Source organism: Bacillus halotolerans, assembly GCF_004006435.1.
In the GTDB taxonomy this organism is placed as follows: Bacteria; Bacillota; Bacilli; order Bacillales; family Bacillaceae; genus Bacillus; species Bacillus halotolerans.
In genome coordinates, this window is sequence record NZ_CP029364.1 from 1,707,620 (window position 1) to 1,720,023 (window position 12,404).

Below are 12,404 nucleotides of genomic sequence, written 5' to 3' on the forward strand. Positions count from 1 at the left end.
TTATCTGTGCCCTTTTTTACGCTGGGTTTCTTTTTTGATAAACGTCCATATCCCCTGAACTGCAAATCCGATCAGGAGCAGAACAATTAACAGCAGGGTAATGGAAGGCCCTGGCGGTGTGCCGAGCTGATAAGATGATGTCAGTCCCATAAATACACTGAATAAGGAAATGAGTATGGCTGACATAAATACCATGTTAAAGCCTTTTGCGATTCTAATGGCGAAAGCTGCCGGCAATACGAGCAGTGCCGATACGAGCAGTACGCCGATAATCGGAATAATAACTGAGATCGCAAGACCAGTGACAATGCTGAATGACATCGACAGAATGTTTGTATTGATTCCGGACGTTTTGGCTGTTGCTTCATCAAATGTCAGCAGGTAGAGCGGCCTTTTCAGCACGATAAAATAAAGCAGGATCAACAATGTAATGATGCCGATAATATAGACCTGCTGCTGGTTAACCGTCACGAGCGACCCGAATAAGTACTGATCAATGCTCATATTGGCGGCGCCTTTCGAAAGGCTGATTAAAAACATCGCGAAGGACAAACCCGCCGCCATTAAGATGGCAATGGACACTTCCGAATATGTCCGATATGCCCGCCGCATGTATTCAATTCCGACCGCGCCGACGGTCACAACGACTATGCTCGCCGCGGTAATATTGGTGCTGAGGAAAAAGCCGATGGCAACACCCGACAGTGAAATATGCGAGAGTGTGTCAGCCATTAAGGCCTGCCTTCTAAGCACAAGATATACCCCTAAAATCGGGGCCATGATGGCGATCATACCGCCTGCTAGAAAAGCTCGTCGCATGAATTCCAAGTCAAACATTTCCATCCGCCTTTTTCTCCTCTCTCTAATCGAATCACTTTATCTAAAAATTGCTGTACTTCATTTTGTTCATGAGTGACCATCACAACTGTGCGATTGTGATTTTTCACCAAGTGGTGCATGAATTCGTAAAACCCTTTTCTGCTGTCATAATCAACCGCTGTGGTCGGTTCGTCCAGCATTAAGAGATCGGGATTGCTGGCAAGCATTCTGGCAATACAGATTTTCTGCTTCTGGCCGCCCGACAAGTCACCGATTTTCCGATGGCGAAGCTCCCACATTTCCACCATTTTCAGGGCTTTTTCTACTTCGATATGATCTTCTTCATTCAAACGTTTAAACCATTTCCCTTTTGTGTACCGGCCGGATTGGACAAGCTCAAGCACGGTGCTCGGAAAACCTGCATTAAATGAAGAAATTTGCTGCGGGACATACCCTATAGTCAGACGTTTTCCTTCTGCATTCTTTTTACTGATTGTTACCTTGCCTTCCCACGGTTTCAGCATGCCGAGCATCACTTTTATCAGCGTTGATTTAGAAGCGCCGTTTGGACCTGTGATGCCGACAAACTCGCCGCTTTCAATATCAAGAGATACTTTATCCAACACAGGCGTGTGGGAATAGCCAAAAACGATATCTTTCAATGAGACGAGATTCATGTCAATCTTCCTTTCTCACAAAGAAATAGTGTGCACCCTCCGGCGCACACTATCTTTTTATTTATCCAATAGTGAATCTTTCAGGGCATCGAGGTTTTGCTTCATGATGTCGATGTACCCTATACCTTTATCCTGTTCTTCTTTGCTTAAGCCTTCCAGCGTATTCAGCACTTCTGTTTTCGCGCCGATTTCACTGGCCAGTGTATCTGCAACCTTGGAGGATGCAATTTCTTCAAAATATATAATGTTCACGTCATGCTCTTTGGCATACGTTTTCAGTTTTGCTAAGTCAGCTGCACTCGGCTCTTGTTCAGGAGAAAGCCCTGCAATCGGAACCTGAGTCAGGCCATATTCTTTTGCCAAATAGCCAAAAGCTGTGTGCTGTGTGATAAATTCTTTCTTCGCCGCTTTTTTTACGGTTGTACGATATAGTTTATCAAGATCCTGCAGTTTTGCAATATATTCTTTACTATTTTTCTCATAGTATTCTTTGTTATCCGGGTCTTGCTTCACGATTTGCGCAGTAATATTTTCAACTTCCTTTTGCGCTAAAACAGGGCTGAGCCATACATGAGGGTCCATTTCATGGCTGTGTTCATGCTCTTCGTGATCTCCGTGTTCATGTTCGTGTTCTTCTTCAGAGCCCTCCATTAAATCGATGCCCTTGCTCGCATTTACGAAAACCGCATGGTCTTGGCCCATGCTTTTTTCAGTTGAAGGAACCCAAGTTTCCATGTATTCGCTATTATAAACGAACAAATCTGCGTCCTGAATGCTTGCAATATCCTTCGGCGTCGGCTCCCAGTCGTGCGGTTCGACAGAAGACGGAATTAAAAGATCCACATCGCCCTTATCTTTCACAATTTGTTTCGTAAATTCATACATCGGGTAGAACGTCGTGACAATGTGCAGTTTATCACCCTTTGAATCCGCTGACCCTTTTGTTGATGAGTTGCCGCATGCCGCGACCAATAAGAAGCACGCTGCAATCACAAACAAACCGCTCCATTTTTTAAACATAACGATATCCCCTCTTTTTCACAATGACTTTAAATCAAAATGATAACGATTTTGTAATCCTTAATAATAATAAACCGAAGTCATTACGTTTTGCAAGATTAATTTTATGTTGACGCTATGTTTTTATTCTTCCCGCGTGCAGCGCGGATATATGTACTGAAAAACCCGGCAAACTGCGCCGGGCTGACTTCTTATTCTCTTGTGTTCAAAAGATATACTCTGCTCTCGTAAGGCTGAAACACCATTTCATCAGCAATATCACCGTTGTTTTTATAATTGCTGAGTAAAAGGGACGCCTGATCCTTGCTGCAGCGCTCCGGCCATTGGAATACAGCCTTCTCTTTTGAAAAATTATTCACCGCCAAAAGCTTCTGCCGGCCGTCCTCTCTGACGTATACAAACAGCTGCGGATCATCTGGGAGCAAGAGATCGTAGCTTCCTTTTATGAGATCTGCATACTGCTTTCTCAGGCTAATCACCTTTTTGTAATAGGCTAAAATGGAATCGGGGTCTGCCTCCGCTTCCTCGGCATTGATGGATGTATAGTTCGGATTGACCTTCAGCCATGGCGTTCCGTCCGTGAATCCGGCATTCTTCCCGCTGCTCCATTGCATCGGCGTCCGGGCGTGATCCCGGCTTTTGGCCAAGATAGAAGTCATCACTTCTTCAGGATCATAGCCGTTTTCAAACAACCGTTTATGATACATATTAATCGTTTGGATATCTTTGTAGTCCTCAATTCTCGTAAACGGCGCGTTTGTCATGCCGATTTCTTCTCCTTGATAAATATACGGCGTGCCTTTCATAAAATAAAGGACAGTGGCAAGCATTTTCGCAGATTCTTTGTGATATCTCTCTTCATCTCCGAAACGGGAAACGATCCGCGGCTGGTCGTGGTTGCACCAAAACAGAGTATTCCAGCCTTTATGTTCAAGCGTCTTCTGCCACTTTGTTAATACAGATTTTAAATCAGAAAGCTTTAGGGGCTTCAGATCCCAATGTTCTTTTCCCGGCTGCTGGTCAAGCTCCATATGCTGAAAGTGAAAAATCATATTCAGTTCATGCTTATCCGTTCCCGTATATGTCAAGCCTTCCTCCGGTGTGACAGAGCCAACCTCGCCGACCGACATGACATCGTATTGTGAAAATACTTCGTCTGTCATCTCTTTTAAATAGTCATGGATGCGTTCGCCGTTCGGCTGGAAGGGTTTCGGTTCTGCACACTGATTGACGTAGTCCTCATATGAAGGAAGGAACTCTTTCTTTGAGATCAGATGAAGCTGGTCTATACGCAAGCCGTCGACCCCTTTATCGAGCCAAAACTTCATCATGTCATATACCGCTTGGCGAATGTCAGGGTTTTCCCAGTTTAAATCAGCTTGTTTGACGGCATTCATGTGCAGATAATATTCGCCAGTGTGCTCCTCATATTGCCAAACCGGACGTCCGTAGTCTGACACCCAGTCTGTCGGCGGGCCATCTTCGGTTCCGGGGCGCCAAAAGTAATAACTGCGGTACTTGCTGTTTTTGTCCAGCTCCGCTTCTTTAAACCACGGATGCTCGACTGAGGTGTGATTTAGGACAAAATCCATGACAAGCTTTAAGCCGCGCTGATGCACCTCGTCAAGCAGATCATGAAAATCCTCCATCGTGCCGTAAGACTCCATAATCGTCTTATGGTCAGTCACATCATAACCGTAATCAACATTTGGAGAAGGGTAGATGGGACATATCCAAATCACATCTGCCCCAAGCTCCTTTATGTAGTCCAGCCGGGAAATCATTCCCCGCAAATCCCCGATCCCATCTCCATTACTGTCCTGAAAACTTCTTGGATATATTTGATAAACGACTGCATCCTTCCACCAGTCTTTTTTCATCCCACACTCCCCCTGTTTTTTTCTTTCTACTCGAGCTGAGACGGATAAAGTGTCATTCCGCCATCTACAAACAGTGTTGTGCCAGTGACGTAACTCGCTTCTCCCGATACGAGCCAAGCCGCTGCAGCCGCCACTTCTTCCGGTTTACCGAAGGCTTTCATCGGAATTTTTTTCAATTGCTTTTGTCTGTTTTCTTCTTTTTTCGTGTCGACGTTGGACTCTGTGGCGATGGTGCCCGGTGCTATCGCGTTAACGCGAATTCCCTTGTCTGCATAGTTAAGCGCCAGCGTTTCCGTCATCATCTTGATGCCGCCTTTAGAAGTTGAGTATTGAACATTGACTGGGCGCGGAATCTGCTGATGAACACTTGAGATATTGAGCACGTTTCCTTTGATATTGTTCTTCATCATGTGATTGAGCGCGGCTTTTGCCCCCATAAAGGTTCCCGTTACGTTTACATCAATGACCCTTTGCCAATCTTCAAGGCTCATCTCATGCGGCATGGCTTCTGTGCCGTTGAAGCCTGAATTGTTCACCATTACATCAAGCGTGCCAAAGTGTCCTAAAGCGGCATCCATCAGCGCCTGAATCCCTTCTTCCTTTGACACGTCCGCTTCGACTGCGACGGCTTTCCCTCCATTTTGCTTAATGATGTCCACTGTTTCATCGGCTCCTGACGGGTCATTGTGATAATTCACCACCACATTCATTTTCTCGCGGCCAAAGCGTTCCGCAATGGCTTTCCCGATTCCTTTTGAAGAGCCTGTTACGATGGCTGTTTTTCCAATTAAATCTGTATACATAAATGATGTCCTCCTCTGATTTTCCATTGTGTATCTGGAAAATACCCCATTTTTCCGGGTTGAAAACAGCATAAAAAAAGCAGAGAACCTATTCGGTTCTCTGCCATCTCTTATTGGAAGCGCTGCTCGGCAAGTGTCTTTTTTATGTTCATCAGCCTGCGATAAAAGAAAGCGGCGGACTCATAATTTTGCTGCTGATTGAAGCGTTCTGCCGCGTCCAGCAGCAGCTCCTCTGCATCAGCGAGAAGCTGGCGGGATTCGAGAAGGTCAAAGCATTCTTCGAGTACCTTCCTGTCGCCGCTGCCCAGATAAAGCTCGTGAATAAGGCGGAATTTTGTTAAGTACATGTCATCCGCCCATTCCGCCGCGCTTTTTACCCCGTGTTGATACGTCTCTATTGCTTTGTCGTATTTTCCTTCTTTACAGTAGATATGTGTCAGTGAAAATACAGCTTGAACGGTCTGCTGAAATTTGTGCTCTTCAAAAATGGCGGCGGCCTTCTTGAAATAGCCCTCCGCTTCGCTAAGATCTCCCAAGCTGTACTTACAGTGGCCTACGTTATAATGAGCGGCGGCAATCATATATGCTTCCTCAAGCTGCCTTGCATGATCCAAAGCGCTGCACAGGTGCTTGAGCGCCTTTTCATGATGGTAGACATCCGTCAAATTTCCGGCAATGATAAATTCACACTGCACACGGCGGCGGCCGTACAGTTCGTATTTCGTATAGATATCAAGCGCCTGACTTGCATAATTCATCGAAAAATACGTTTGTTTGATGTGATAATACACTTCTGCGACCTTAAAAAGAAATTCAGCTTTTTCAATCTCATCTTCCACATACTCCAGCTTTTCCTCGGCGTGCTTATAATGATCGATGGCTAAAATGAAATTTTTCTGCTTAAATTCGTACATCCCTCTGAAATAGTAAAAATAATATTCTAATAAGCCCGTCAGTTTTTGCTGATTGCTTTCAATTTCGTTCAGCATGTCAGAGAACGGAGGCTCGGTGTCGCTGTCTTTCACCGGCATCAGCTTGTCCAGCATAATCCGATGCCGAAATTCCATCAAAGAAAAATATAATAGCAAATCCTGATTTTCTTCCATATCTTCTAATTCGTACTCGATCTCCTGCTTTAACGCTTCTGCTTTATCTGCTTCAAACGCACGAATGTGTTTGTACCATTCGTTTAGTTTTACCGCCACTTCTTCAGATGGAATCTTTGCTCTCAATGATCTGCCTCCTTCCTCCTGCTACTATTTATGTTATATTTTATCATAGCTATTCTCTTTTAGAGAGAGTCAATGGCTTAAAACATAACATTCAGCACCTCATGAGAAAGTGAGACCGGTATGAAATTAATAGCAAAAACATCCTTCATCTTATGCCTCCTGTTTGTGGCGGACCTTTGTTTTTCATATGTGCGGCACGCATGGCACGCTCAAACCGCTCTGCAGGACAGGCCTGTTCCTTCCGCTCTTGATCCGATTGTGAAGCAGAATGCCGACACCCTCAAGGCTGCCGCATCAAATAAAGGCATCTCGATCGTGATTACTGAAGGATTCAGATCCTTCAAGGAACAAGACGAATTATATAAGCAAGGACGCACAAAAAAAGGGAATATTGTCACCTACGCAAAAGGAGGGGAATCGTATCATAATTATGGTTTGGCGATTGATTTCGCTCTTCAGAAAAAGGATGGCAGCATCTTATGGGATATGGATTACGACGGCAATCAAAACGGGAAATCAGATTGGCTGGAGGTCGTCACCATCGCTAAAAAACTCGGATTTGAGTGGGGCGGGGATTGGGAACGGTTCAAGGATTACCCTCACTTGCAGATGATTCCTGACTAGACACCTCACAGCCTCTTCTTTTTTCTTTTATGCGCATCAATATATGAAGGATAAATCGGCTTATACACAAGCTTATAATGCTGATGGCTGCCTGCTGAAAAATCAGGCTGCCACTCCAGCTTCACATCAAACGCTGATAAAAATGCTTCTCTCGCTTCGTCAGCTGAAACATCCGGTTTGTGGTTGATTGTTTCTAATTGCTCTGGGTCTATATCCGGAGCCATAAAAGCGTCAACTTTTCCTGTTTCCGGGTTGACGATGATGCGGGCAGCACCGAACCGCAGCGGTATTCCTTTATACCAGACAGAAAAATGATTGCGGACCCTGCCTCTTTCATCGATTCGGATTGGATTCACTCTGAAAAACTCATCAGCTCTCGGATAGAGCGCGTACAAAAACTGAAGCGCTGTCTCTTGGCATTCTTCCATTGAGTAATGTGCAGAACCCTGTAGTTCCATAAATGAAATAGCTGCTTTTAATTTTCCTGTTTTTTTATCAGTCTTCATTTTGATTGTATTTTTATTTCTCGTCGCAAAATAGCTTCCTATGCTTAAATCCTTTCGCTCCGGCGCACTGCCTTTGCGCCAAGTGCTTCCAAGTTCCTCTCCGAAGTCCTTTTCACCGACTTTTTTCATATCAGGGGTAAATCCCAGCATTCCATATATATCGGTTCCTTCTTTTTTTTCAAGCGGCGGGAGAGGCGCCCCGTTTTCCGTTCTTTCATCCGATATATGCTGGTCAGGCACGATTTCATCTACATCCGCTGGATAGCTGTAACCGGGCAAAATCGGTTCATAGACGAGTCTGGGCGACTGTTCATCATCAATGACGTCATACATGAGCCGTAAAGACATGGTATTGACGTAATGGGAAATGACCTTCTCTTTCTCTACGAATTCCTTTGGGATGTCGGCTTTGTTCCCTTCTCCGTAATATAAAAAATGGACAATCTGTCCGCTGCGGGTGATATCTATTAAAAATCCTGAATTAGGAAGTGAGAGGCCCAGCTGTTTTTTTGTATAAACAAACCGGATGTGATGCCCTCGTTCTTCCTTGGCTTGAAAATGAAATTTCATAAATGTGGCCGGATGGTGGGCTGCGGCAAACTGAAGAGCTGTCAGCTTCAGCTCGGCATCTGGGAGCTTTTTGTCCTGCTCGAGGCCGGCGGCTGTTGAAAATGTGAGCAAAGCACCGTCGTTCGAGAGTTCTACGATAATTTGCTTTTCCGGATCTTCGGGGTCCTTCCAAATGAAGTATGCATGCCCCTTCTTCTTTTGTTTTTGAGCATAATCTTCGATCTCAAGCTCATAATGCGGCGGTACATTTCCGATCTCTTGCGCCTTCTTTTTCAGCTGTTTGTTTACCAATGAAGTCATCCTTTCAAAGAGTCTACGACAAAGAGAACCTTGTTTATTATATAAAAAGACCCTTCTTCTTTTAAAGTGAAGAAAGGTCCTTTTCTATTAAGGAAACTGGGTTTCCATATCCTTTCTATTACTTTTTTCATACATCAGCCAGTACACACGCCGAAAATGTGTGACTTTTGACTGTTTTACAATGCACTTATGACAGCCTGACCAGTATGGGCATCAATCAATCTCGGATATACCGGGTTGTAGACGAGCCGGTAGCTGTTTTCTTCATCTTCTTCGTATTCTCTCTCCCAGCCAAGCTCGACTTTAAAATGGCGCCAAAAGATAGACTTGGCTTGTTCCGGTGAAATGGATGGAACAGGGTCAATCGCTTGGAGCACTTCAGGGTCAATGTCCGGTCCCATGTAAACGGTAATAAGTCCTGTCTGGCGGCTGACGCAGATTTTGACCTGCCCAAACCGAAGCGGAACTCCGTTACAGTGCACGTCAAACGTAAAGACGGCTGACGAGCTTTCTTCATCCTGTTCAGCGTATTTGATCTTAAAATATTGATCAGCATTCGGAAACAACGCAAACAGAAAACGAATGGCGATTTTTTCGCACTCTTCCTCGCTTACGGTATACGGCCCTTTTTCGTCTATAAACGACATAACACCTTCAAGTTTTCCGGTTTCTTTGTTATGGATGGTTTTCAGCATTTGGTGAATCCGTCCTCTTAACCAGCTGTCCATGCTTTTATCCGCCGGTTGATACACAGGATTATCCGGATTCCGCCAGACGACCCCGATTCTCCCATCCCCTAGATCCGTTTCCCGCTCTTTGACTAAGCCTTTTTCGACCCCGATCATGCTGCCAGGATCGGCCTTTTCGTGAATGCCCTCGAATAAAGGGAGAGGAAAGCTTTCCCGCTCCCTGTAATCGTCATCATCAAATTCTTTTTCTTCTCGGACCAAATCAGCAGGCACAGCAATGCCCGCGTTTTCAAACTCATACACCAAATGCGGCTGATCGTCTCCGTTTTTGTAGACAGAGCGATGAAGGATCTCAAACAGGAGAGTGACATCTACATCTTTCTTGAAATAAGCCAGTGCTTCTTTTTCATCTGCGACCTGTTCCGGCTTGATTATATTGCACGCTTTCCCGTAATACCGAAAATACACCACCTCCCCTGATAAGGAGACATCAGCCATAAATCCGCTCATAGGAAGCGGCAGCCCGTCTTCCATTTGAACATATGAAAACCTTACTTTATCATCATACGCCTCATCATTTTCTTCACGGACAAATGCAGACGGAACTTCAGGATAATGAGAGTTCACGAACTGAATCAAGATATCCTCTATTTGGTCTTCGGACAGCTTCTCATCGCTTTCAAGCTCAATATCACGAGAAAGCCCTTCCAGCTGTCCGTCCGGTCCAAGCTCTACGATGATCCCTTTGTGTTCATCCTGCGGATCTATCCAGCAAAAATACGACCTTTTCCGTTCATCACCATAATCTTCAATTTCCAGCTTTAAGTGTGTCGGAACACGGCCGATTTCCAGTGCTTTTTGTTTCAATTCCTCTTTTTTCACCAAGGCGGCCCCCTTCTTCGTTCGAATGTCACCCTTCGACTGATCACAAAGTAATAGTCTAATATACACAAATTTCTGTGTTTTCCAGTTTTACCAGAACATTTTTCACCAAAAATAGTATGATGAACCTATTCAATATAAAAGCTAATAATCTTAAAATTAATTCCGTTGCAACTTTTTATAGGTCATCAATCGCAAAGAAGGACGGAGTTTCCAGAAATCTGGGTAAAACCGTGAGAAAAGAACCGATTTTTTTGGCTGCATGATGTCAATCCATTCAAAAAGATCCAATTCTCAAAGACAAAAGGCTCCCCTTTCCTAAAACCATTTGAGGAGGAAAAATGAATGTTTCAGAAAAAAACGTACGCTGTTTTCCTTGTTCTCCTGCTGATGCTGTTTACAGCTGCTTGTTCCGGAAGTAAAACAAGCGCGGAGAAGAAAAATTCAGAAACAGAAAAAAGCGCAGATATAGCTCAAGTTAAGATCAAAGATGTCTCTTATACACTTCCGTCTCAGTATGATAAGTCAACTTCAGATGATCAGCTCGTGTTAAAGGTAAATGTCGCTGTGAAAAACACAGGGAAAGAACCGCTTAATGTAGACAATATGGATTTCACTTTGTATCAGGGTGATACCAAAATGTCTGACACAGATCCTGAAGACTATAACGAAAAGCTGCAGGGCAGCACGATTAACACTGACAAATCCGTTGAAGGAAATCTTTTCTTCGTTGTAGATAAAGGCGAAAAATACGAGCTGAATTATACACCGGAATCTTACGGTGATAAGAAGCCAAAATCAGTTACATTCAAAATTGATGGAAAAGACAAAAAAATCCTTGCGACAGCAGATCAGCTCCAAGACTCTGCGAAAGCTTTATCGGCATATATAGATGTCCTTCTTTTCGGTAAAGATAACAAAGATTTCGAAAAAATCACCGGCGCTAACAAAAATGAGATTGTGAACGACTTTAACGAGTCAGCAAAAGACGGCTACCTCTCAGCATCAGGCCTTTCAAGCACATATGCGGACAGCAAAGCGCTTGATAATATCGTGAACGGCATTAAAGCGGGATTAAGCAAAAACTCATCGATTCAAGCGAAAACAACTTCTATCTCAAAAGATGAAGCCATTGTAGAAGCTACAATTAAACCAGTCGACGCTTCTTCTCTCTCCGACCGCATCGAGGACAGAATGAAAGACTACTACAGCAAGAATTCAGGTGCGAGCTATGAAGATGCTGTAAAATATGCGCTTCAAGTCTATCCAGAAGAGTTCAAAAAGCTTGGCCCGGCTTCAAGTGAAAAAACAGTTGAAGTGAAAATGAAGAAAAATGACATCGACCAGTGGCAGCTTGATATGGACGATTACAGAGCAGCAGAATTAGTTGAAGCATTCATTAAAGAATAAACATCAAAAGGAAATAGCCCTGTGGCTATTTCCTTTTTTATTTAAAAATCCTGCTGATGAAATCTGCTTCATCATCCGTCAGTTCAACATCTAAGGTTTTCAGGTTAGCCTTCAGCTGTTCCGGGCGCTTAGCACCTGGGATGATGGCGTCTACAGCCGGTCTCGTTAACAGCCAAGCCAAGGCGACATGAGCCGTTTCCGCATTCTTTTCCTCAGCTACCGCTTTGAGCTTGTCCACTTTTTTCAGGTTTTGAATAAAGGTGTCTCCCTGGAATTGCGGCTTGTCCTTTCGAGTGTCGTCAAAGGCTTCATCTATTGTAAACTTTCCGGTCAGCAGCCCGGATGCGAGCGGGAAGTACGGAATAAAGGAAATCCCGTGTTTTTCACAGTATGGGAGCAGCTCCTTCTCAGCATCACGCTGAATTAAAGAGTATTCTGATTGAAAGACCTCCAAATAGCCGTCCGCATTAAATTCCTGCAATTGCTGATAATTGAGATTCGAAGCCCCGATCGCTTTGATTTTCCCTTCATCCTTCAGTTCCTTCAGCGTGCCCGCGACTTCCGCAAGAGGTGTCTTGCCATCCGGAAAATGAACATAATATAGATCGATGTAATCTGTCTTCAGCCGCTTTAGGCTCTTTTCCACCTCGCCGCGAAGAAAGTCCCGGCTGTTGTCTAATTCAATGCGGCCGTTTACTTCTTTATGGGCTCCTTTAGAGGCGATAATGAGCTGATCCCGGACACCGCGTTCATGAACGACCTCACCGATTAATTCTTCGGATCGCCCCAATCCATATATAAAGGCGGTATCGATAAAGTTCACGCCGCCGTCCAATGCCGTGCGAACCAAGTCCTTGCCAGTTTCATCATTCAGATTCGGAAACAGATTATGCCCGCCGACCGCATTTGCGCCGAATCCGATCCGTTTCACCTGTAAATTCGTTTGCCCAAGTGCACGTGTTTGATCCATTGTCCCTTCTCCTTCCGAAATG

At 44.5% G+C, this 12,404-nt stretch carries 11 protein-coding genes and 1 pseudogene; 3 read left to right on the top strand and 9 right to left on the bottom strand.

Annotated elements, in window-relative coordinates; translation table 11 throughout:
* From znuB to DIC78_RS08585, 6 genes are all read right to left on the bottom strand, one after another.
* Window positions 1-843, bottom strand: coding sequence for a zinc ABC transporter permease ZnuB (znuB, locus tag DIC78_RS08560; RefSeq protein WP_024120123.1), 843 nt, complete (start codon window positions 841-843; stop codon window positions 1-3).
* Window positions 801-1,496 (bottom strand): zinc ABC transporter ATP-binding protein ZnuC, encoded by a 696-nt coding sequence (znuC, locus tag DIC78_RS08565; RefSeq protein ID WP_024120122.1) that lies wholly within the window; start codon window positions 1,494-1,496, stop codon window positions 801-803. The genes znuB and znuC overlap by 43 nt, the downstream gene beginning before the upstream one ends.
* A 57-nt stretch (window positions 1,497-1,553) precedes the next feature.
* Window positions 1,554-2,516: a metal ABC transporter substrate-binding protein gene (locus tag DIC78_RS08570; RefSeq protein WP_106021216.1), complete on the bottom strand. Its 963-nt coding sequence runs from the start codon at window positions 2,514-2,516 to the stop codon at window positions 1,554-1,556.
* 191 nt (window positions 2,517-2,707) lie between these two features.
* Window positions 2,708-4,396 (bottom strand): glycoside hydrolase family 13 protein, encoded by a 1,689-nt coding sequence (locus DIC78_RS08575; protein ID WP_127696060.1) that lies wholly within the window; start codon window positions 4,394-4,396, stop codon window positions 2,708-2,710.
* Window positions 4,397-4,422: 26 nt separating this feature from the next.
* Entirely contained in the window at window positions 4,423-5,199 is a 777-nt protein-coding gene (locus DIC78_RS08580) for an SDR family oxidoreductase (protein WP_106021212.1), read from the bottom strand.
* Between the two features lie 110 nt (window positions 5,200-5,309).
* Entirely contained in the window at window positions 5,310-6,431 is a 1,122-nt protein-coding gene (locus DIC78_RS08585) for a response regulator aspartate phosphatase (protein WP_127696062.1), read from the bottom strand.
* Between the two features lie 120 nt (window positions 6,432-6,551).
* Here DIC78_RS08585 and DIC78_RS08590 point away from each other — a divergent pair, with 120 nt between their 5' ends.
* A complete protein-coding gene (locus DIC78_RS08590; protein ID WP_024120117.1) occupies window positions 6,552-7,055 on the top strand; it encodes a peptidoglycan L-alanyl-D-glutamate endopeptidase CwlK in 504 nt (167 codons plus the stop codon).
* Window positions 7,056-7,060: 5 nt separating this feature from the next.
* On the opposite strand, the gene DIC78_RS08595 is transcribed toward DIC78_RS08590, so the two are convergent.
* Entirely contained in the window at window positions 7,061-8,422 is a 1,362-nt protein-coding gene (locus tag DIC78_RS08595) for a YcdB/YcdC domain-containing protein (RefSeq protein ID WP_095714478.1), read from the bottom strand.
* A gap of 185 nt (window positions 8,423-8,607) precedes the next feature.
* On the bottom strand, window positions 8,608-10,029 hold the full coding sequence (locus DIC78_RS08600) for a YcdB/YcdC domain-containing protein (RefSeq protein WP_127696921.1): 1,422 nt from the start codon (window positions 10,027-10,029) through the stop codon (window positions 8,608-8,610).
* A 164-nt stretch (window positions 10,030-10,193) separates the two neighbouring features.
* Here DIC78_RS08600 and DIC78_RS08605 point away from each other — a divergent pair.
* Window positions 10,194-10,324, top strand: a pseudogene (locus tag DIC78_RS08605) (hypothetical protein).
* Window positions 10,325-10,347: 23 nt separating this feature from the next.
* Window positions 10,348-11,412: a DUF4352 domain-containing protein gene (locus DIC78_RS08610; protein ID WP_101865318.1), complete on the top strand. Its 1,065-nt coding sequence runs from the start codon at window positions 10,348-10,350 to the stop codon at window positions 11,410-11,412.
* Between the two features lie 37 nt (window positions 11,413-11,449).
* Here the strand turns inward: DIC78_RS08610 and DIC78_RS08615 are convergent, their stop codons facing one another.
* A complete protein-coding gene (locus DIC78_RS08615; RefSeq protein WP_127696063.1) occupies window positions 11,450-12,382 on the bottom strand; it encodes an aldo/keto reductase in 933 nt (310 codons plus the stop codon).
* Window positions 12,383-12,404 lie beyond the last annotated feature (22 nt).

Coding starts and splice junctions, on each gene's coding strand:
- DIC78_RS08575 (WP_127696060.1), bottom strand. CDS start 4,396: ATGAAAAAAGACTGGTGGAAGGATGCAGTCGTTTATCAAATATATCCA.
- DIC78_RS08570 (WP_106021216.1), bottom strand. CDS start 2,516: ATGTTTAAAAAATGGAGCGGTTTGTTTGTGATTGCAGCGTGCTTCTTA.
- DIC78_RS08580 (WP_106021212.1), bottom strand. CDS start 5,199: ATGTATACAGATTTAATTGGAAAAACAGCCATCGTAACAGGCTCTTCA.
- DIC78_RS08610 (WP_101865318.1), top strand. CDS start 10,348: ATGTTTCAGAAAAAAACGTACGCTGTTTTCCTTGTTCTCCTGCTGATG.
- znuB (WP_024120123.1), bottom strand. CDS start 843: ATGGAAATGTTTGACTTGGAATTCATGCGACGAGCTTTTCTAGCAGGC.
- DIC78_RS08615 (WP_127696063.1), bottom strand. CDS start 12,382: ATGGATCAAACACGTGCACTTGGGCAAACGAATTTACAGGTGAAACGG.
- DIC78_RS08590 (WP_024120117.1), top strand. CDS start 6,552: ATGAAATTAATAGCAAAAACATCCTTCATCTTATGCCTCCTGTTTGTG.
- znuC (WP_024120122.1), bottom strand. CDS start 1,496: ATGAATCTCGTCTCATTGAAAGATATCGTTTTTGGCTATTCCCACACG.